The sequence below is a fragment of the Corynebacterium silvaticum genome (assembly GCF_002162115.2).
Classification (GTDB): Bacteria; Actinomycetota; Actinomycetes; order Mycobacteriales; family Mycobacteriaceae; genus Corynebacterium; species Corynebacterium silvaticum.
Genome location: NZ_CP021417.2, coordinates 1,191,915 through 1,213,976, shown reverse-complemented (window position 1 = coordinate 1,213,976; position 22,062 = coordinate 1,191,915). Strand labels below are relative to the sequence as shown.

Genomic DNA, 22,062 nt, shown 5'->3' with positions numbered 1-22,062 from the left:
GCGTTTAACACCATTTTCTGGGCGTTACACGTCATAATGCATATTATGACTCATCTTGAACAACGTTCAACTGTGCATAAAAGTGACTTTTGGCATCACCCCATCGCGGTCCGCTCGATTATCAGCATCGAAGCCTGGGAACGTTTCAGCTTTTATGGCATGCAGGCCATCCTTGGCTACTACCTGTATTACACGGCCAGTAACGGCGGATTAGGCTTAGCAAAACCCGAGGCTACTGCACTTATCGGACCCTACGGGGCGCTTGTTTATCTGTGCACCTTTGCAGGAGGATGGGTGGGCGACAGAGTCCTAGGTGCAGAAAAAACCCTTTTCTTAGGAGCCTCGCTCCTCGTCATCGGGCACCTAATACTATCCCTCATCCACCCCATCCCGGGGCTAGCAACTGGTTTAACACTCATAGCGCTAGGGTCAGGATTTTTAAAAACAGCGGCAATTACCGTTCTTGGGACTGTCTACAGGGAAGACTCCCACAGCGACGCACATCGTGAGACCGGATTTCAATTCTTCTACCTAGGAATTCAAGTAGCGGCGGTAGCAGGACCACTGCTTACAGGGTGGCTAGCGCTCACCTACTCCTTCCACGTAGGTTTCCTAGCTGCAGCTCTCCTGATGATTATCGGCATGGGAGTATATGTGGCTCTACGAAGCCGTGCTCTAGAAGAAATGAGTGAACAGTCCCGACAATGCGTCCAATCTCCAGCGCATCCAGTAAGCAGACGGACAGCACTCACGATCACGTCCGTGGGGATATTGTCCCTCATAGTGGTGGTACTTGCTGTAACCCTGGGGATCTTCACAGCAGCTTCCCTTGCCCATTTCCTCCTCGGCATTACTATCACCGCAGCTGTTTTCCTTATGGTTACTATGTTCCGCTCCCCGCATACCACCCGGCAGGAACGCCACAGCATTCTTAATTACATCCCCATCTTCTGTGCTTCAGTGGCTTTCTGGGCCATTATGAATCAGACATATGGTGTTCTAGCCGTGTACTCCGATGTTCGGCTCAATCGCACAATTGCCGGCTTTGAATTCCCCGCTGCATGGACTCAGTCGCTGAATCCTATCTTCGTTCTTACGCTTTCCATTCCCCTTGCTTACCTGTGGGCAAAGCTTGGATCCCGCGGCCCCACGGCAGCTACCAAAATCTCCATCGGCGTTATCGTCGGAGGTTCCGGTTTCCTCGTGCTCATCCCCTTTGCAGGCAGCGGCCCCAATTCCACGCCGCTTCTCGTGCTTGCTTTAAGCATCCTCATCACCGCAATAGGCGAGTTATTCGCAGGTCCCATCGGAATGGCAGCCACCGCAAAGCACGCACCAGCGGCCTACCGCACCCAGTTTTCTGCGTTGTACTTCCTTACGATGTCCATAGGAACCGCGCTTGCCGGAAGTATCTCCTCCTACTACGACTCGGAATCCGCCTCCGCTGAGAGAATCTATTTCTTTGCGTGCGGGTCCTTGGCAATATGCATCGGGTTATGCACATGGGTAGCAGCACACAAGCTTGCACGAGCTACAGCCCAATAAGATTTTTGTTCGATGTCTTGCGCAACTTTTGAGGAGGTCTGCGCTTACCAATCTTTGGGAAGAAAAATCGTTGAAAGCGCCTGAGCAAACTGCTCCGACCCCAACGAACCAACGCCATCATTGAGGCTTCCCAAAAATGGCACGCCTATTGCACGGGATACTTCCACGAGGGTCAAACGCGTCCGCAGATCAGCCCCCGAAGGCAGTTTCCCGCCCAGCAGGCCCGCGACACGAGCGCCACAAGCACGCGCAAAAGCCACTGCTTGCACGGCAAGCCCCACTGCTCCCGAAGCCATGCCCGAAACCACAATCATGGGGGCATTTAATTCTGCGGCAATATCTGCGATTGTCTTACCGTTGAGCAAAGGGACGCTAAGGCCACCAGAGCCTTCAAGGACCACGGTAACTCCCGTGTCCGAAAGTTCTCGAACCTTTGCCAACGGATCTTCTTCAGAAGAAAAATCTTCGCCGCGGATACCTGTGAGTTTTTCGATTGTGCCGATGTCCGCTCCCGCAACCGACGTTCCTAAGCGAGCGACTTTAACGGGAACAACGTCCTTCCCCTTTTCCCGAAGAATCTGAACGATCGCTGCTGTCGCGGTAGTTTTGCCTACGCCTGTAGCCAATCCAGATACCACAACTACGCTCACGAGTTTTATCCCTCTCGCCGACACTAATAAGCAAACACTCGTTCCCCGATAGTAATCGTTTGTCAGGAACTAGCCATTACTACCCCCGTTGCAGTAGCGCACATGCTTTAAACGTGCGCTAAAAAACCTTAGTTTGTTTCTGAACAACTATTCCCAGTTACTTGATGCAACTACCGCCGGATCCACTTCAAGTCCAGTCCATGCTACTGACAATTCAGCCAAAGATTCATCTTGTGCAACGCTTATTGCTTGAGCTTTGTAGAGCTCTAAAAGAGCTAAAAATCTTCCCACTATGTGCATCGAAGCTGTACAATCCTGCGTCAAAGTAAGAAAAGAAACCCATTCGTCTTTACCAGCCAAACGCAACGTATCCAGGATTTTCCCCGCTTGTTCAGGCACAGAGACTGCTACTTGATGAATGTGCCCCGTGGCAACCGTCTCTGGGGGTTTAGGCCTAAAAACACTCGCAGCAAGCTGGCCAAAAGTGTCAGGGGTATGCCCCAGAACTACCGGTGGCAGCAAACTAGCAAACTGCTCCTCCATAGCAACTGTTCGCGGAAATCTACGACGTGCATCCCGCTGCCACGACGCAAAGATATCGGCGACTTGTTTATACGCCTGGTATTGCAATAATCGTGCAAAAAGAAGATCACGGGATTCCAAGAGCGCTAGGTCTTCTTCACTCTCCATCTCGCCCCTAGGAAGAAGACGAGCGGTCTTCAGATCTAACAGCGTCGCTGCAACCACCAAAAATTCAGTCACCACATCAAGCTCAGAATATTCTCCGAGTTGGCGAGTGTATGCAACAAACTCATCCGTCACCTTAGACAGGGCGACGTCAGTCACATCCATTTTCTTGGCGCTGATCAGTTGCAGAAGAAGATCAAAGGGGCCTTCAAAATTGTTGAGGACAATCCTAAAGCCAGTAATTTCTGGTTGATTATCCGGAATACGTGATGTCGCCACGTTCTAAGTTCTAGCTTGTGCGCTCGATGACTTCACGAGCAAGCTGACGGTACTGTTGGGCTCCCTGCGAGCTCGGGGCCCAGGTGATGATGGGCTCACCGGCCACAGAGGTCTCCGGAAACCGGACCGTCCGGGTAATGACGGTGTCAAAGACACGATCCTCGAAGACTTCCACGACTCGTGACATTACCTCGCGAGCATGCGTGGTGCGTCGGTCAAACATCGTGACCAAGATTCCCACGATGTCAAGGTTAAAGTTAAGACGATCGCGTACTTTTTCCACGGTATCAGTAAGCAAAGCAAGTCCACGCAACGAGAAATACTCACACTCCATGGGAATAATCACGCCATGGGAACAGGTCAAAGCATTAACCGTTAAAAGCCCCAAAGAGGGCTGGCAATCCAAAATGATGTAGTCATAATCCTTCATCACAGGGCGCAAAGCACGAGCTAGTGTCTGTTCCCGACCAACCTCATTGACAAGTTGAATCTCTGCCGCGGACAGATCGATATTCGCCGGAACCAGGTCAAGACCGGGAATAGACGTGTGATGAATCGCTTGATAGATCGAGGTATGCCTATCCACGAGGAGGTTGTAAACCGTAATGTCTAGTTCCTCATACGGGATACTCAATCCTGCAGATAAAGCCCCCTGCGGGTCAAGGTCTACGAGTAGAACCTTTCGCCCTAGTTCAGCCAAGCAAGCACCCAGGTTGATCGTGGAAGTGGTTTTACCCACTCCGCCTTTTTGGTTACACATGGAAATAATCTTGGCGGGTCCATGCTTTTCCAAAGGCGTGGGATCGGGGAACTTTTGGAGCGGACGCCCAGTGAGCCCCATTTTCGAGTCTGGTGTATCGAACAGTCCCGAATCACTCATGTCTATTCCACTTCCTTGACAGTCGACGACTCTTACTTCCCGTTCACCCCACCATGTACCCAACACCAGTCGGGTCCTATCATCTTCGGCGAGACTACAACCTAAATTACACTGTTGATATTAACCGCCTGAAGAAAATTCTTGCGTAGCGCCCGCAAGACGCGCCGATCAACCTGGAGAAATTCCAATAATTCAAGCCGAAAACCTTGACCAAAGAAGGGGTGGTTTAAGCCCTAGGATGCGACTGCACCCATACACTACGCAAATTATCCGCCGTCACATGCGTATAAATCTGCGTGGTGGTCACGGATGAGTGCCCCAAAAGTTCTTGTACAACGCGAACATCCGCACCGCCCTCAAGAAGATGCGACGCATAGCTATGGCGCAAAGTATGAGGCGAAATATCTTTTTGTATCCCAGCTCTCTGCGCAGAGTTCTTCAGTATTTGCCACGCGCTTTGCCGTGATAACGCCCCGCCGCGTTTATTCAAAAAGAGCGCGTGGCTCTTTCCTTTTGCCAGCTGTGGCCGCGACCGGACGAGGTAGCGTCGTAACGCTTTCTGCGCCATCGAGCCAACAGGAACAATACGATGTTTATCCCCTTTTCCCACGATCCGCAACATGCCCTCTGTCTCTTCCAGCACCGTCACCTCATCCACTGTGAGATTCATGATTTCCGATATACGAGCACCGGTGCCATAGAGCAGCTCGATCAGGGCTGCATCGCGTAAATCCTCAGGTGTAGCTATATCGTCCGTAGGAATCGCTCCGATAAGCTCATCGACTTCTGCGATTGACAGAGTATCCGGCAGATGCCGACCAGTCGATGGAGGAGAAACCTCGCCAGCTACGTCAATGGGTATCAGCCCCTCCATCAGTGCAAATTTATGAAGCCCCCGCGCAACCACAAGTGCACGGCCTGCCGACGAAGCAGCCAAAGGCGGCTTACCTGTATCCGGATCGCCCCGCCGTAGATCAAGAACATAGGACTCGATATCTCGAGAGGTCATAGCGGCTAGATCGTCGATGCCACGATGCGAGATCCAATCAAGATACCGCTGCACGTCGCGTCGATAGTTGCTCAGGGTGTTAGCGCTAACCCCACGCTCGATGGCTAAATGCGTTAACCAGCGATCGGCGGCTGCCTTAGGGGGCGTCATGAAGAAGTTTTCAGGTCGCGATTTTTAGCAACGTCTTTTCTGCGTTCAGCTAACCGGGTAGGGCGAAGATCAAAAGGTTGATCTGAGCCTCTAAGAGTCCGAGTGCCCAGGTTATGCGCCTGCAGCGCTAAAATCCCGGATACCGCGATCGAATTAACAATGTCCCCGGCAAAGACCCTATCGACTGCCTCCGCGAGCGGCACCCATTCCAAAGCCATGTCAGCTTCTTCATCCTTGGCTTCAGGGCGCTCCACATGCGATAGGCCGTGGGCAAGGTACACGCGAACTGCTTCATCGCAAAAGCCGGGGCTCGTGACCAGATCGACTAAGATTTCCCAGTCAGTTGCAGCAAGTCCAGCCTCTTCCATCAGCTCGCACTGTGCTGCGTCAAGGGGTGATTCATCTGCGACATCGAGTAGACCAGCAGGAAGTTCCCATAACCGTTGCCCAACGCTGTGTCGGTATTGCTTCACCATCGCGATGCTCTGACCTTGAACCGCAACAACTGCGACTGCCCCAAAATGCTCGACAATCTCACGATGTGCACTGGAATTACTAGGCATAGTGACGGTATCTCGGCGAACCGCCAAAATCGGGGCGTCGATAAGCAACTCAGAGCTGGTAACAGTAAAACGGTGAGTCATAATGCTCAACTTTAATAGCATTCGCGCGTATCGACGTGCAGGCCACTACGCACGAATGCTTATTGTTTGTCCTCACTCGGTGCGGGTGCCGTAGCATCAGCGTTTCCTGCAGCACCATAGGCCCCAGCACCACCGGAAAGCTGCTCTTTAAGAGCCAGGACGGTAGCAATCTTACCCCAGGAACGATCAATAGAATCCACTGAAGAAACCTGAGAAGCCGCCTTTTTATTAGCACGCAATTTCCCTAATGCCCCGCTGTCTGCCGCCATATGAATCCGACCCGCAAACACAACACCGGAACCACGAGAATCAAGCGCTTCTACAAAGGACACTTGGTTTTTCACCGTGAAATCAGCTCCGGCACCGTCGCTATCTCCACCGAGAACAACAACAGCTTGAGCAGGCAAAATCGTGCCTTCTTCATAGGAAAGATACCCGCCCTCCCTCAGCGCGTTGAGAACCAAGCTTCGTTCATCACGAGTTGCTTGTTCTTTAGCGTCTTGCGGGTTAAGCGTCAAAGCGCTTCCCAACACCTCGCCAGCATGGGTACCAGGGTCAAGCTTGTCTGTGGATAATTGAGCGCCAGCTGGCAAAACGGTAGAAACGATGTTCTTTAGACCGTCCGCACCATCCTGCGCAAAAAACTTTTCAGTCAACGAGATTGTTCCAGAGTTAATCGCACCAGCTCTCTTGAGATCCTCACCCAGGGCCTTCGCATCTTCATCCGAGGAATCAGCAGTCCGAATCATAAGAATAGGACGTTCCTTAAGCGTGTCAGGCAAGACTGATGCCGCTAGCTTATCCACAAAGTGATCTGCGCTGCTTGCTTGTGCCGCTTGAATATCCGCGCGCTCGCGAGCCTCATTGCGTTCTTTTTCCAGGGTGAGTCGCTGATGACTACTTCCACCCGACAAGTTCGGGGACAAAACATAGGTACCCAAACCCAGCCCTATGGCTAAGCCGAAGGCAAGACCTGCGGTAACCGCCGCCGAATGACCAGATTTTCGTGCCATATTCTGCTTTCCTCCTAAGAGCTATTTGAACAACCCTTGGAAAGCCAAGGCAATGTTATTCCACGTATCAATGAGGTTTTGTGTAAAACTCCCATCACCGGCTGTGCCTGCGATAACAACAGCTACAGCAATAGCCACTAAAATCCCGAGTATCGCCCACAGCCACGCAATACTTCCACCAGAGCGAACTGTGTAAAGCTTCTCAATGGCCTCGGAGTCTACTAGTCGCTCACCAATCTTTACCCGTGTAAGAAGCGCAGCTGGCGTAGCATACTCGCGCTCAGAGAAGATCGATTCCAGGTCAAAATGTGCCCCACAGCTAACAATCAAGTCCGCACCGTGGAAGTCTGCAAGTAAGAGTGCCAGATCCATAGCAGTATCCACTGATGTTGGGAAAGTCATCGCGCCGATGCCTAAATCTTGGATACGCTCCAGCCCACAGGCATGACCATCCGGTTCCGCCGGCAGTATGACGCGCGCACCGCTTCTTAATGCTTCTGCGCCCACACCTGAAGGATCACCGACTATATAGTCCGGCTTATATCCAAGCTCTACAAGCGTGTCTGCAGCAGAATCGACACCGATCAACACCGGCTCATACTCACGGATGAAGTTACGCAGATTTTTAACCTGCCCACGGTGCTGCGGTCCGGGGCTTACTACAAGGACTTTCTTTCCACGTAGATTTGCCCCGGTGTCTGGCACACCTAGGCCATCTATAAGTAGCGGAGCCTCAGCATGAATAAATTGGATGGTGTTGCCAAAATATGCTTCCATCCGTTCCACGAGCGACTGCTGTGCATCAACAAATTGTGCCTCTGCACGTACCGCATCAAGGACAGAACCCGAAGCGATAAGCTTTTCGCCATAAAAAAGCTGGCCTTCTTGCGTTAGCCGGGCTTTCTTTCCGTCTTTAAGAGTTGTCCAGATATCTACGCCGACACCTTCGACGAGAAGAATCCCGGCATCAAGCAGCATCTGCGGCCCAAAGTTCGGAATAACTCCAGTAGAAAACTGCCCGGTGTTCACAACAGCTGCAGGTTTCGCTTCTATCAGCTCTTGGGCCAAAGGACGAGAAATATCAGGGGCATCAATGACTGCAATGTCCCCTTTACTCAGACGTCCAAAGCCTTTTCCTCGCGACGAGCAGTCGCGTGTCACTGCATGAAGGCCCGGAAGGTCAGCGGATCGAGAGAACAGACTCATGGGTTGCATTGTCCAATGAAAACTGCTCAACCCGGTGAGGCGCGCGGAAGATTATCAAAGAATAAGGGAAGAAATACGATCTTTTCTTACACCTATTTTCTTTTAGTCCCGCCACTCCTTGATCTCTGACCTAGCCTTATCCAATAATTCTGCAGCATGAGCCCGACCGCTTTCGGTGTCTTCCAGTCCCGCGAGCATCCGAGAGAGCTCCTCCACTCGCCGCTCATCGCTAAGGTCCTCAACCCCAGAGGCTACAGAAGTATCGCCTACATTTTTAGCTACGTGTAAGTGTGTATCCGCATAGGCAGCTACCTGGGCTAGGTGAGTAACCACGATAACCTGATTCCATTGAGCAAGCCTTGCTAATCGACGTCCAATCTCTACGGCTGCACGACCTCCCACGCCGGCATCGACCTCATCAAAAACAAGAGTCGTTCCCCGCGAACCTGCAGAAAGAATCACTTCCAATGCCAACATCACGCGGGACAATTCTCCGCCGGATGCTGAAGATGCAAGCGGCCGTGGCTCAGTTTGAGAATTCGGAGCCAACCGAAATTCAATTGAGTCAATACCATGCGCACTAGGCTCAGAACGCTGAATATCCACCGAGAAAACGGCCTTGGGCATGGCTAAACCTTGTATCTCTTCTGTGACTTTAAGACTCAGGTTTTTAGCCGCTTTAGCTCTAGCTTGAGAAAGCTTTTTATTAACTGCATCGAGTTTCTTGGCCGCACGAGACACTGAGCGTTTAAGTTCCTCTAGCGCCTCCGGAGAGACGTCAATGGACTCCAACTTTTCTTCAGCTTTCATCCGCCATCGCAACACTCCTTCAATATCAGGAGCGTATTTACGGGTAAGGGATTTCAGGGCTTGCTGACGCTGGAGAGACTGCTCCAGTTGGTCTGCATCCATGGGCAATTCGCCCAAGTATTTTCCTAGTTCTCCTGATAGCTCCGCAAGAATTGTGGTGACTTGATCGAGCTGCTCAGCGATTCCCCTTAGCACTGGATCTGAGCTATTGTGCACGGCGGAGAAAGCTTGCCCTACAAGGTCAGAGGCAGCACCACCATCGCTATCGGCAAAATCTCCGAACTCACTAAGCGCCTCTGCGCCGTCGATAGCACCCAACGCGGTAGTGGCCTGTTCTCTCAGCTCGTCTACATCTTGTAGTCGGCGGATGAGAGATTGGATTTCAGCGTCTTCCCCAGGCTGCGGATCAATATCGGAAATTTCTTTGATGGCAAACTCCAGACGATCTACTTCCTGAGCGAGTTCCATCCGCGATTTGAGGCGCTCCCGATAATCTTTATCAAGCTTCCGCCAGTTTTTAAAAGCATGAGAGCATTCCTCCAGCAAAGGAGATATAGCCGGGTCAAAGCGGTCCAAAGCCTCCCGCTGCCGATCCGAATTAAGAAGCCTTAACTGGTCATTTTGTCCATGAATCGTGAGGAGTTCTGCAGAAAAATCCGAAAGGCTAGCAGCTGGCACAGCCCGGCCACCCAGATATGCTTTTGAACGCCCCTGAGCGCTCACGGTACGCGATGCAATGATCTCCCCATTTTCGTCCAAAACCCCACCCACGGAGGCAACAACCTCACGTCCGTGTTCTGCGATAGTTCCGCTGACGCTATCCAGGGTAAAGCGCCCTTCTACCGCGGCACGCGCTGCCCCTGAACGTACGCGCTGTGCATCAGCCCGGCCACCCGTCAGCAGCCTTAAGCCGGTAACAACCATTGTTTTACCCGCGCCGGTTTCACCTGTCAGGACGGTCAGCCCCCCACTCAATTCAAGCGAAGCGTGAGGTATAGCGCCAAGGTTTTCAATGGCAATGTCTGCAAGCATGCCCACATACTACATCAAACAGCCCAGATTATGCGAACATCCGTTCTACTTTTTGGGGTGAGGTTTTAAGAATCAGAGCAATTCTTTTCCGACAACCGAGCATTTGATGGACCACGCCATCCCTCAACAGGAAGTCGCAGCTTAGATACCAAACGGTCTGCAAAAGGCAAGTTATCTAATCGCACCCATTTAACAGAGCGTTGTCCTTTGCGCGCTTCCGTTCGTGCGCCCGGTGGCATTGCGATTGACCGGAAACCATCCATGACAGCCATTGCGGGAAAAGAATGTGGCTTGGATTCCACTGCGACCAAGGAGTGCGGACTAACAACCAACGGCTTAGTAAAGAGTGCATGCGCATTGTTGGGCACCACCACGATTGCATCAAGTTCGGGCCACAGAACAGGGCCGCCAGCAGAGAAAGCATAGGCAGTAGACCCCGTTGGCGTCGAGACAATCACACCATCGCAGCCAAAAGAGCTCACGGGACGCTCATCTACTTCCAGCGTTGCATCAAGCACACCACGTCTATTGGTGTTTTCAATGCTGACTTCATTCAGCGCCCATCCCCGTTTTAAAAGATTTCCCTCTTGATCTCGCACTTCAACATCCAGCGTCATCCGTTCTTCGACGCGATAGTCACCTTTCATAACACGGTGCACTGCCTCATCAAGCGAGTCTTTTTCCCATTCAGCGAGGAAACCAACATGTCCAAGGTTGATCCCCAGGACAGGCAAATCAGCTGCGTGGGCTAGATCAGCCGCTCGCAAGAATGTTCCATCGCCTCCTAGAACCAAAATAAGCTCTACGCCACTTGTTGCGTCTAAGGAATGCGTCACTCTTTCAAATTGGCTAAGCACTGGGTGGCTGGATACCGTGGTGTCTGATTCAGGGACCAGAATACGAACTGCAATCCCGGCGTCGTCGAGAAGCTCAGCAGCAAGAGCTGCCGTGGCCACATTAGAGTCACGACCCGTATGTGGCACGAGCAAAATAAGCCGATTCTCAGAGCTATGAAGCTGATTCATTGTGGTCCTTCCATAACAGCCTTATGAACCATTGCACGGAGGACATCTGGATCGGCGGCCGCCTTACCGCCATCTTTTTTTAGCCATAAGAAGAATTCAACGTTTCCCGAAGGACCGGGCAACGGCGATGCCACCGCGCCCACTAAGCTCAGTCCCAAGCTTTGTGCAAACTCGGCGACTTCCACCGTCACCTCTTCTCGCAGCTGTGGATCACGCACTACGCCGCCGCTGCCCAGGCGTTGCTTTCCTACTTCAAATTGGGGCTTGACCATGGGGATGAGGTCAGCACCATCAGCAAGACACTCCACGATTGCAGGTAGCGTGAGTTTGAGAGAGATGAAAGAGAGATCTCCGACCATCAAATCGCAGGGTCCTTGCGTGGCTTCTACGTCGAGGTTTCGTATATTCGTACGATCCAAGACAAGAACACGATCATCGTTTTGCAAACGCCATATGAGCTGACCATATCCAACATCAACCGCTACAACTTGAGAGGCTTTACGACGCAAAAGCACATCGGTGAAGCCTCCTGTTGACGCCCCTGCGTCCAAAGCTTTCTTACCCTCAATGCTTAACCCTTGGGGTTGAAAAGCCTCAAGAGCACCAAGCAGCTTATGCGCGCCACGCGACGCCCAATCGTTGATAGCGGATTCTTCAACCCGTATTGACACTTCTGGTTCTACTTGCGTCGCTGGCTTAGTGGCTAGTATTCCCTGGACGTACACTTGCCCACCACGAATCATATCCACAGCATGCTCACGTGAGCGCGCAATCTTGCGGCGCACCAACTCCGCATCAAGGCGTTTTCGAGAAGCCACTTACAGTCAAACCTTCCTACGGTAAAAATTACTGAAGCGCGCTGTGAAGGACTTCATGCGCACGAGCTAAAAGTTCAGATTCCGCTGCGAGATCACTCGGGGTCTCAGATAATATTTCCGCTAATTCGCTCTTCACCTCGTCTGGAGTTACTCCCTGCAGACGAGGATCATGGGGTTTCGGCGCCTCCACGATTTATCACTCCCAGTCTAAGAGCACGCGCTCAGCATGCTCCCCACGGGTAAGCAGCTTTCCGGTCCAGGCCTCGCGTTCCCAAGCAATACCGGCTACCGTACGCAACGCTTCCATGGACGTTGCGGCCGACGTCCCTCCGCTTAGCTCAATATCATTGCCACACCACTCGGCATGGAATTCACCTTGGCTACCAGGCAGAAGCTTACTAGGCAGTGCAAACAAATCGGATAAATTTAATCCTAGATATGTTGGGCGTTCAGAAGGAATAGCCCGTAGGAGATCCCAATGTCGGGATACACCAGTCATTACATGAAGCGTCGCCATATCTGCAGCTACGCCTCCCGCAATATCCGTATTGAGACGATCACCAATAGCCAACGGCTTAGAAACTCCCAGACGTTGAGCTGCTACGTTAAACATCGCAGCCTCTGGTTTTCCAGCAGACACAGGATGCACACCCGTTGCGTTCACAATAGCTGCAACCATTGAGCCATTTCCCACGCACAATCCGCGCTCGGTTGGCAGCGTCGAATCTAAATTCGACGCGAAGTAGCGAGCACCGTTCCGGATAGACATTGCGGCCTCAGAAAGCTCTGCCCATCCGGTTTCAGGATTATGTCCGTGGAACACCGCACGCGGCTTTTCATCAGCAGATACTGCCACTGTGTAACCAGCGTTTCGTGCTAGGGCTTTAAAGGAGTCAGTTCCAAGCACATACACTGTATCGCCAGGCTGCAGGTATTCCGAGGCAAGATCAATTGCTGCCTGTGCGGAGGTCAATACGTCCTCATCGCAAGCAGCAATGCCAATTTTTTGAAGCATCTCGGCCACAGCACTAGGTCCACGAGACGCATTGTTAGTGATAAACGCTACGGGCAGCGTATTCTTCTCAAACGCCTCCACCGCCATTGGCAATGCCCTGCCTCCTTCCCAGACGGTTCCGTCAAGGTCAAAGAACAGAGCATCATGATGCTGGAGTAAAGACATACTCTTCAGCTTAGTTCACGTTAGTAGAAGCAGATAATTAGGGATTAAGAGAACTCCTGCAAACGTTCACTTGCATCGGTGTAGCCATCCACATCCTGTTTTTCTGCGATGGCAAACCACTCTCGGGCATCGTCTTTTCGACCGGCAGCCAGCAACGCATCTGCATACGCGTAGGACAAGCGCACCGCGCCCAATCCGGTTGCAGCAGCATCAGGGTTCTCACGCTGCAAGATGACCACCGCAGAATCAGGCTGGCCTAAGTCTAGACGGGCTCCTGCTACTACGATTGCAAGCTCAATCCGGGTCTCCGGATCTAAGGATGCTGGATCTTCATCGCGAGCGAGTTCGATAGCTTTCTCTGGACGACCCAATCCCCTCTCACAGTCAGCCATAACAGCGATGAGGCCAGGGCCTCCGCTCATACGGCGCGCAGCACGAAGCTCAGCAAGAGCTTCTTTCCACTCTCCCGCATGATAAGCAGCAATGCCGCATGTCTCACGAACAACCGCTATGCGGCCGGCACGATCTTTAGCTGCACGTGCATGCTTCAAAGCGAGCTGCGCGTCATCTGCCATCCATGTAGCAGCCATAATCATGTGCTTAGCCACTGCGTTCGCATTGTCTTTGGCTAAAACCTTAAGATCCTGCAATACCATAGGATCCAGATCACGCACGTCGATGTCATCCGGCAAATCCGGTTCATTCACGCGATTATTGATGCGTTCTTCGCGGTAGCCTGGACGAATTGGCCCGCGCTGCTGTTTATCGCGGTCAGCTCCACCGCGTTGTGAGTGGCGGCGTTCCCCATCACGGCCACGATCATTACGTGGTCGATCAGAGCGTTCACCATCTCCACGGCGATATTCTGGGCGCCCGCCTCGACGGTGCTCACTATTACGCTCACCGTTCCAGTCTTTACGACGGTCATCCCGACGAGGCCCCCGCCTATCGTCATCCCAACGGGAACTCTGACGACGATCGTCGCGGCGTTCGTCCCCTCGCTTACCGCGATCATCAAAACGCTCCCTGCGATCTCTATCAAAGGGGCGTCCGGACTTACGGTCGTTCTCATCCCGGCGTCGTCCGTAGCCTTCTCGACGTCCGCCACTTGAGCTTCCAGCGCGTCGGTCATTTCCCTCATGGCGGTCATTACGTCCCCATGAGGTCTCACCACGGCGTCCCCGTTCACCACCTTGACGGCGGTCGTCACGAGACTTAAAGCCGCGCTGCGAGCGGCCTTCACGGGAATGAGAATCAGCCATAAAATTCCTTTATTAAAATGCGGAAATAGGGTGTGTAGTATAGAAGAAATTTTATCCTCCTACACAACACACACCCTATATAACCACTCTTCTATCAAATTTTTTGGTTGGCGGCGACCTACTCTCCCACACCCACCCCCAAGGGGGTAACACAACACACCTATACACTCTTCCTACATATCAATTTTTTGGTTGGCGGCGACCTACTCTCCCACACCCTCCCAGGTGCAGTACCATCAGCGCAATCGGGCTTAGCTTCCGGGTTCGGAAAGGGACCGGGCGTACCCCCGACACTATAACCACCAACACATCCATAACAACACAACACACAACAGGTGTCATGTCAGACACTGCACAGTGAACACAAGCAACAAAACTCTACTATTCTTTTTAAACGCTCCAGGCACAACAATACTCGCACCACAATGGGTGGTTGTTTATCGGTAAATTAGTACCAGTCACCTCCAAGTGTTACCACTCTTCCAGATCTGGCCTATCAACCCCCTAATCTCGAGGGAACCTCAAAAGAAACCTCATCTTAAAACAGGCTTCCCGCTTAGATGCTTTCAGCGGTTATCCCTTCCGTACGTAGCCAACCAGCCCTGCCACGGGCGTGACAACTGGCACACTAGAGGTACGTCCGTCCCGGTCCTCTCGTACTAGGGACAGCCTTCTTCAAGTTTCACGCGCACGGCGGATAGAGACCGAACTGTCTCACGACGTTCTAAACCCAGCTCGCGTGCCGCTTTAATGGGCGAACAGCCCAACCCTTGGGACCTACTCCAGCCCCAGGATGCGACGAGCCGACATCGAGGTGCCAAACCATCCCGTCGATATGGACTCTTGGGGAAGATCAGCCTGTTATCCCCGGGGTACCTTTTATCCGTTGAGCGACACCACTTCCACAAGTAGGTGCCGGATCACTAGTCCCGACTTTCGTCCCTGCTCGACCTGTCAGTCTCACAGTCAAGCTCCCTTGTGCACTTACACTCACCACCTGATTGCCAACCAGGCTGAGGGAACCTTTGGGCGCCTCCGTTACATTTTAGGAGGCAACCGCCCCAGTTAAACTACCCACCAGGCACTGTCCCCAACCCAGATCATGGGCCAAGGTTAAGGTGCTCAATCCGATCAGAGTGGTATTTCAACTTGCGACTCCACCACACCTAGCGGCGCAGTATCACAGTCTCCCACCTATCCTACACAAACCGAACCAAACACCAATACCAAGCTATAGTGAAGGTCCCGGGGTCTTTTCGTCCTGCCGCGCGTAACGAGCATCTTTACTCGTACTGCAATTTCACCGGGCCTGTGGTTGAGACAGCAGGGAAGTCGTTACGCCATTCGTGCAGGTCGGAACTTACCCGACAAGGAATTTCGCTACCTTAGGATGGTTATAGTTACCACCGCCGTTTACTGGGGCTTAAATTCTCCGCTTCGACCCCCAAAAGAGATCTAACAGGTCCTCTTAACCTTCCAGCACCGGGCAGGCGTCAGTCCGTATACATCAACTTCCACGTTTTCGCACGGACCTGTGTTTTTAATAAACAGTCGCTTCCCTCTATTCTCTGCGACCACCGTCAGCTCCATCAGTCTGTCACCAACAATGGTCCCCCTTCTCCCGAAGTTACGGGGGCATTTTGCCGAGTTCCTTAACCACAGTTCACCCGATCGCCTTAGTATTCTCTACCTGACTACCTGTGTCGGTTGAGGGTACGGGCCATAATGACACTCGCTAGAGGCTTTTCTCGACAGTACAGGATCACCAACATCAACCAAAAAGGTCTACGCATCACGCCTCACCCATAATGCAGCACGGATTTACCTATGCCACGGGCCACACGCTTACACCACAATCCAATAAGTGGCTCGGCTACCTCACTGCGTCACCCCATCACTTGGCTACTACCAACGAAGGTCCCACGCACAACCACACACACCCACACAATGTATGAACACATGCAATTAATGGGCGGTTAGTACCACTGATTCACCACTTGTCGCATCACCACGGGTACCAGAATATCAACTGGTTATCCATCGACTACGCCTGTCGGCCTCGCCTTAGGTCCCGACTCACCCTGGGAAGATTAGCTTAACCCAGGAACCCTTAGTCATCCGGCGGAAAAGTTTTCCACTTTTCATTCGTTACTCATGCCTGCATTCTCACTCGCACACACTCCACACCCGGTCACCCAAATGCTTCACCACATGCACGACGCTCCCCTACCCAACCAACAAAAATGTTGACTGCCGCGGCTTCGGCGGTGTACTTGAGCCCCACTACATTGTCGGCGCAGAACCACTCGACCAGTGAGCTATTACGCACTCTTTCAAGGATGGCTGCTTCTAAGCCAACCTCCTGGCTGTCTTCGCGATCCCACATCCTTTTCCACTTAGTACACGCTTAGGGGCCTTAACCGGCGATCTGGGCTGTTTCCCTCTCGACCAACGGAGCTTATCCCCCGCAGTCTCACTGCCACGCTATAACATTACCGGCATTCGGAGTTTGGCTGACATTGCTAAGATTGTAGTCCCGCTCAACCAACCAGTAGCTCTACCTCCAGCAAGAAACACGCAACGCTGCACCTAAATGCATTTCGGGGAGAACCAGCTATCACGGAGTTTGATTGGCCTTTCACCCCTACCCACAGCTCATCCCCTCAGTTTTCAACCTAAGTGGGTTCGCGCCTCCACAAAGTCTTACCTCTGCTTCACACTGGCCATGGGTAGATCACCCCGCTTCGGGTCCAGGACATGCCACTAACAACACCCTCGTTAGGATTCGCTTTCGCTACGGCTACCCACCAAAAGGTTAACCTCGCGACATGCCGCTGACTCGCAGGCTCATTCTTCAAAAGGCACGCCATCACCCCACAAAAGAGGCTCTGACAGATTGTAAGCACACGGTTTCAGGTACTATTTCACTCCCCTCCCGGGGTACTTTTCACCATTCCCTCACGGTACTAATCCGCTATCGGTCATTACAAGTATTTAGGCTTACCGGGTGGTCCCGGCAGATTCACAGCAGATTCCACGAGCCCGCTGCTACTCGGGGACATGCACAACCAGCGCACACATGCTTTCACGTACAGGACTCTCACCTTCTACGGCAGGCGTTCCCACACCACTTCCGCTAACACATGCACAAACCAGCAAAAAGATGGCAGCCTTTTCACGCACACACCCCACAACACCACACACGCAACCCCTGCCAGGTATCACACGCACATGGTTTAGCCTCATCCACGTTCGTTCGCCACTACTAACGGAATCACAATTGTTTTCTTCTCCTACGGGTACTGAGATGTTTCACTTCCCCGCGTAAACCCCCACAACAGCTATGAATTCACTGAAGGGTAACCACACATAACTATGGCCAGGTTTCCCCATTCGGACACCCTCGGATCAACGCTCTATTGGCAACTCCCCGAGGCCTATCGCGGCCTTACACGTCCTTCATCGGCTCATAATGCCAAGGCATCCACCGTGTGCCCTTAAAAAACAACACACACAAAATATGCAAACAAAAATACCAAGAACTAAAAGAATAAAGATTTATTACTCGCGTCCACTATACAGTTCTCACACAACACAACCACCACACACACCACCAACCCCACACAAGGATCACCAGCACACACAGCAGCCATCAAGAATCAACACCAACACCACAGTGCATCATCCCAGACACCCAACAGCATACCAACCACTCATAAACACAACACTTTATTAATCAACCACACACACCATCACACAACCATGCACAGCCACCATTCTGTTGGCAGCACACAACCACACACAACTTTGCTCCACCCGGATTCAAAATAAACAACAACAAACACCAACCAGTGAATGCTGGAAAAAATAAAACTCCTTAGAAAGGAGGTGATCCAGCCGCACCTTCCGGTACGGCTACCTTGTTACGACTTCGTCCCAATCGCCGATCCCACCTTCGACCACTCCCCCCAGAAAACTGGTTGGGCCATGGGCTTCGGGTGTTACCAACTTTCATGACGTGACGGGCGGTGTGTACAAGGCCCGGGAACGTATTCACCGCAGCGTTGCTGATCTGCGATTACTAGCGACTCCGACTTCATGGGGTCGAGTTGCAGACCCCAATCCGAACTGAGGCCGGCTTTCAGCGATTCGCTTACCCTTACAGGCTCGCAACGCGTTGTACCGACCATTGTAGCATGTGTGAAGCCCTGGACATAAGGGGCATGATGATTTGACGTCATCCCCACCTTCCTCCGAGTTAACCCCGGCAGTCTCTCATGAGTCCCCACCATAACGTGCTGGCAACATAAGACAAGGGTTGCGCTCGTTGCGGGACTTAACCCAACATCTCACGACACGAGCTGACGACAACCATGCACCACCTGTATACAAACCACAAGGGATAACGTATCTCTACGCCGATCTTGTATATGTCAAGCCCAGGTAAGGTTCTTCGCGTTGCATCGAATTAATCCACATGCTCCGCCGCTTGTGCGGGCCCCCGTCAATTCCTTTGAGTTTTAGCCTTGCGGCCGTACTCCCCAGGCGGGGCGCTTAATGCGTTAGCTACGGCACGAAAGTCGTGGAAGACCCTCACACCTAGCGCCCACCGTTTACGGCATGGACTACCAGGGTATCTAATCCTGTTCGCTCCCCATGCTTTCGCTCCTCAGCGTCAGTTACTGCCCAGAGACCTGCCTTCGCCATCGGTGTTCCTCCTGATATCTGCGCATTCCACCGCTACACCAGGAATTCCAGTCTCCCCTACAGCACTCAAGTTATGCCCGTATCGCCTGCACGCCCGGAGTTAAGCCCCGGAATTTCACAGACGACGCGACAAACCACCTACGAGCTCTTTACGCCCAGTAATTCCGGACAACGCTCGCACCCTACGTATTACCGCGGCTGCTGGCACGTAGTTAGCCGGTGCTTCTTATACAGGTACCGTCACAAAAAGCTTCGTCCCTGTCGAAAGAGGTTTACAACCCGAAGGCCGTCATCCCTCACGCGGCGTCGCTGCATCAGGCTTGCGCCCATTGTGCAATATTCCCCACTGCTGCCTCCCGTAGGAGTCTGGGCCGTATCTCAGTCCCAATGTGGCCGTCCACCCTCTCAGGCCGGCTACCCGTCGACGCCTTGGTAGGCCATTACCCCACCAACAAGCTGATAGGCCGCGGGCTCATCTCGTACCGAAAAAACTTTCCACCACACACACTAAAATGTGGTCCTATCCAGTATTAGACCCAGTTTCCCAGGCTTATCCCAGAGTACGAGGCAGATCACCCACGTGTTACTCACCCGTTCGCCACTCGAGTACCCCCGAAGGGGCCTTTCCGTTCGACTTGCATGTGTTAAGCACGCCGCCAGCGTTCGTCCTGAGCCAGGATCAAACTCTCCACAAAAAATCAGTCAAAAAAGACCAACCAGGCTTCGTGAAAAGCCCAACCAAAACTGGCAAAAAACAAACAACCAACAAAAAATAATCCATTGATCATTCATCAAAAAAATAATGAAAAAAGTAAAGCAAAAAACACTAGTGACCATCGATGCCTTGACGAGACAACACAACAATCACCACACACAACAACACCCCCATATAAAAGAATGCCCTTATGTGCTCATCCACACAGCAACCACACACAACCACAGGGATTCCCATGATCATTATGGTGGATAACCTGTTTCACAGGTGCTTTCACAACATTTTCTTGGCTACCAAAATCTTTTAACAAGCAAGCCATACTTGCCGGCCAAAGCGTGTTCACCGTGATCATCACATAACCATCATGTAACAATAAATGTGTGTCAGCGACAACAACCACACGTGGTTATCATCTACCATGTTGACTAATAAAAAATATATCTATAAGTACATTGGTACACTATTGAGTTCTCAAACAACACACCCACACCCACACACACCAACCATGTTGGTCTGTGATGACTGTAAGAATAATTTTTGTTTATCGCCTGCTTGTTTTCCTCTCGCCTTACACTCACTGATTCACAATCACCTTCGTGGTGTTTGCCTCTGTGAGGGGCGCTGTCGGTCGCGGCGACTTACATAAAGTTACACACCACTTACAGAACACACAAATCCCCAGCTCACAGGCGTATTTAAAGCAGATCAATCGCAGAGAGTTTTCAGATCTCCCCCTCAACGCTATTTTCAGCGCACCCAACAGCCCTAGATGGTGGATTCCCGATTACCAGGAACCGGATACGCAAAAGGACCTTGAGAAGAACTTCTTTCTTCTCAAGGTCCTTTTAATAGCTAAGCGTTAAACCGAACACCCGCAAAGTTCTTTTTCCCTTTACGTAGAACAACCCACGTTCCATGAAGCAGATCCTGGCTGCTCGGTTCCCAGGTTTCGTCGTTAATGCGAACGTTATTTACGTATGCACCGCCCTCTTTTACTGCGCGTCGAGCGGCACCCTTGGATTCCGCGAGGCCTGAAGCAACGAGTAGGTCAATGATGGTTCGAGCCTCACCGGCCGCAATCTCTGCGACTGGGGTTTCAAAAACCGCTCCAATCAGAGTCTGCTCATCAAGGTCTTCAAGCAAGGCTTTGCCAAAAAGGGCTTGAGCAGCTAATTCCACGGCAGTAGTAGCGGCTTCGCCATGGACAAGAGTTGTCATCTCTCGGGCAAGTCTCCGCTGTGCTTCGCGCTTATGAGGAGCCTCTGCTACCTGGACTTCCAGTTCCGCAATCTCGGACTCCGTTAGGAACGTAAACCACTTGAGGTAATCGATAACGACTGTGTCTCCAGCATTGAGGAAATACTGGTACCAGGAGTAGGGACTGGTCTGCTCAGGGTCGAGCCATAGCTTTCCGCCGCCAGTAGACTTACCAAACTTTTGCCCCTGAGCATCAGTTACCAGCGGAACCGTCAAAGCATGGACTTTTGTGCCATCAACTCGTCGGTTCAGGTCAACACCCGAGATGATGTTGCCCCATTGATCCCCGCCACCAATCTGAAGGATGCAATCGTATTTTTTGCGCAGATGGACAAAATCGTTTGACTGCAGAAGCATATAAGAGAATTCGGTGTAAGAGATGCCGTCTCTAGCAAGACGACGCTTCACTGTCTCTCGATCCAGCATCGTATTCAGCGAAAAGTTCTTTCCTACATCGCGCAAGAATTCGATCACTGACATCCCGGCAGTCCAGTCAGCATTGTTGACCATGATCGCATCGTTGTTCTGACCGGATTCAAAAGAGACAAAACGCCGAAGTTGCTTTTTAATAGCCTCAAGATTCTGCGCAACTTTATCCTCTGTGAGCATGACGCGTTCCCCCACCTCACGCGGATCGCCGATCATGCCTGTGGCTCCGCCGGCTAGAGTCAGTGGCCTATGCCCAAACTGCTGGAAACGGCGCAGCATAACCATAGGAACTAGATGGCCCGCGTGCAGGGAATCGCCGGTGGGATCAAAGCCGCAATAAAGAGTAATCGGCTGTTCGCATGCTTCTCTCAGTGCATCAATGTCTGTGGAATCGTTAATGAGACCGCGCCACAGGAGTTCATCAACGATATTGCCATGCTGGGACATGTAGATAGGTTCCTTGATTGTGTGAGTATTGTGAAATAAATGGAAAACTACTGGGTTTTCCCTTGGGGCCACGTAATCGCTTCATCTTCAAGCATTACCGGAATATTGTCTTCAATTCGATAGGCAATACCAAGGCGATCGTTGACCAAGACATTATCCTGCTCTAGATAACGCAACGGTCCTTTGTCTTGGGGACATGCGAGAACTTCTAGCAGCTGGGGATCGATACTCATGGTTTTCTAGCGTACAACATTGGCGCATCGCCCGACTGATGGACCGGTGATAGTCACAGAGCCCCGATACCCTATCTAGATAAA

16 protein-coding genes and 3 rRNA genes are annotated in these 22,062 nt (G+C 52.0%); 1 reads left to right on the top strand and 18 read right to left on the bottom strand.

Features of this window, described 5'->3' with window-relative positions:
* The first annotated feature begins 36 nt into the window (after positions 1-36).
* On the top strand, positions 37-1,545 hold the full coding sequence (locus CBE74_RS18165; RefSeq protein ID WP_087453909.1) for a peptide MFS transporter: 1,509 nt from the start codon (positions 37-39) through the stop codon (positions 1,543-1,545).
* A 44-nt stretch (positions 1,546-1,589) separates the two neighbouring features.
* Here CBE74_RS18165 and bioD read toward each other — a convergent pair whose 3' ends face one another.
* The 18 genes from bioD to CBE74_RS18075 form a co-directional block, all read right to left on the bottom strand.
* Positions 1,590-2,195: an ATP-dependent dethiobiotin synthetase BioD gene (gene bioD / locus CBE74_RS18160; RefSeq protein WP_087453908.1), complete on the bottom strand. Its 606-nt coding sequence runs from the start codon at positions 2,193-2,195 to the stop codon at positions 1,590-1,592.
* A gap of 147 nt (positions 2,196-2,342) precedes the next feature.
* Complete coding sequence (locus tag CBE74_RS18155; protein WP_087453907.1) at positions 2,343-3,161, bottom strand: segregation and condensation protein A; 819 nt, start codon at positions 3,159-3,161, stop codon at positions 2,343-2,345.
* Between the two features lie 10 nt (positions 3,162-3,171).
* Positions 3,172-4,041 carry a ParA family protein gene (locus CBE74_RS18150; RefSeq protein WP_087453906.1) on the bottom strand — a complete coding sequence of 290 codons (870 nt, stop codon included), beginning with the start codon at positions 4,039-4,041 and terminating at the stop codon, positions 3,172-3,174.
* Positions 4,042-4,267: 226 nt separating this feature from the next.
* On the bottom strand, positions 4,268-5,200 hold the full coding sequence (gene xerD, locus CBE74_RS18145; RefSeq protein WP_087453905.1) for a site-specific tyrosine recombinase XerD: 933 nt from the start codon (positions 5,198-5,200) through the stop codon (positions 4,268-4,270).
* Positions 5,197-5,865, bottom strand: coding sequence for an NUDIX domain-containing protein (locus CBE74_RS18140; RefSeq protein ID WP_087453904.1), 669 nt, complete (start codon positions 5,863-5,865; stop codon positions 5,197-5,199). Before CBE74_RS18140 ends, xerD begins: the two co-directional genes overlap by 4 nt.
* Positions 5,866-5,903: 38 nt before the next feature.
* Positions 5,904-6,857, bottom strand: a complete 954-nt coding sequence (locus CBE74_RS18135) for a copper transporter (protein ID WP_087453903.1) — start codon at positions 6,855-6,857, stop codon at positions 5,904-5,906.
* A 21-nt stretch (positions 6,858-6,878) separates the two neighbouring features.
* The gene (steA, locus tag CBE74_RS18130; protein WP_087453902.1) at positions 6,879-8,072 is read right to left on the bottom strand and encodes a putative cytokinetic ring protein SteA; all 1,194 of its coding nucleotides are present in this window, start codon (positions 8,070-8,072) and stop codon (positions 6,879-6,881) included.
* A 93-nt stretch (positions 8,073-8,165) separates the two neighbouring features.
* A complete protein-coding gene (gene recN, locus CBE74_RS18125; protein ID WP_087453901.1) occupies positions 8,166-9,905 on the bottom strand; it encodes a DNA repair protein RecN in 1,740 nt (579 codons plus the stop codon).
* A gap of 65 nt (positions 9,906-9,970) precedes the next feature.
* Entirely contained in the window at positions 9,971-10,930 is a 960-nt protein-coding gene (locus tag CBE74_RS18120; protein ID WP_087453900.1) for an NAD kinase, read from the bottom strand.
* A complete protein-coding gene (locus tag CBE74_RS18115; RefSeq protein WP_087453899.1) occupies positions 10,927-11,748 on the bottom strand; it encodes a TlyA family RNA methyltransferase in 822 nt (273 codons plus the stop codon). Before CBE74_RS18115 ends, CBE74_RS18120 begins: the two co-directional genes overlap by 4 nt.
* A 28-nt stretch (positions 11,749-11,776) precedes the next feature.
* Positions 11,777-11,938 (bottom strand): hypothetical protein, encoded by a 162-nt coding sequence (locus CBE74_RS18110; RefSeq protein ID WP_166741065.1) that lies wholly within the window; start codon positions 11,936-11,938, stop codon positions 11,777-11,779.
* 6 nt (positions 11,939-11,944) lie between these two features.
* On the bottom strand, positions 11,945-12,928 hold the full coding sequence (locus CBE74_RS18105) for an HAD-IIA family hydrolase (protein ID WP_087453898.1): 984 nt from the start codon (positions 12,926-12,928) through the stop codon (positions 11,945-11,947).
* 44 nt (positions 12,929-12,972) lie between these two features.
* Entirely contained in the window at positions 12,973-14,190 is a 1,218-nt protein-coding gene (locus CBE74_RS18100; RefSeq protein WP_087453897.1) for a hypothetical protein, read from the bottom strand.
* 190 nt (positions 14,191-14,380) lie between these two features.
* Positions 14,381-14,497, bottom strand: a 5S ribosomal RNA gene (gene rrf / locus CBE74_RS18095).
* A gap of 120 nt (positions 14,498-14,617) precedes the next feature.
* A 23S ribosomal RNA gene (locus CBE74_RS18090) occupies positions 14,618-17,701 on the bottom strand.
* A gap of 370 nt (positions 17,702-18,071) precedes the next feature.
* Positions 18,072-19,592: ribosomal RNA gene (locus CBE74_RS18085) — 16S ribosomal RNA — on the bottom strand.
* The 16S, 23S and 5S rRNA genes sit together here, the layout of an rRNA operon.
* Before the next feature lie 872 nt (positions 19,593-20,464).
* Positions 20,465-21,745 carry a tyrosine--tRNA ligase gene (tyrS, locus tag CBE74_RS18080; protein WP_087453895.1) on the bottom strand — a complete coding sequence of 427 codons (1,281 nt, stop codon included), beginning with the start codon at positions 21,743-21,745 and terminating at the stop codon, positions 20,465-20,467.
* A 47-nt stretch (positions 21,746-21,792) separates the two neighbouring features.
* Positions 21,793-21,978, bottom strand: a complete 186-nt coding sequence (locus CBE74_RS18075) for a Trm112 family protein (RefSeq protein WP_013911392.1) — start codon at positions 21,976-21,978, stop codon at positions 21,793-21,795.
* Positions 21,979-22,062: the final 84 nt, after the last annotated feature.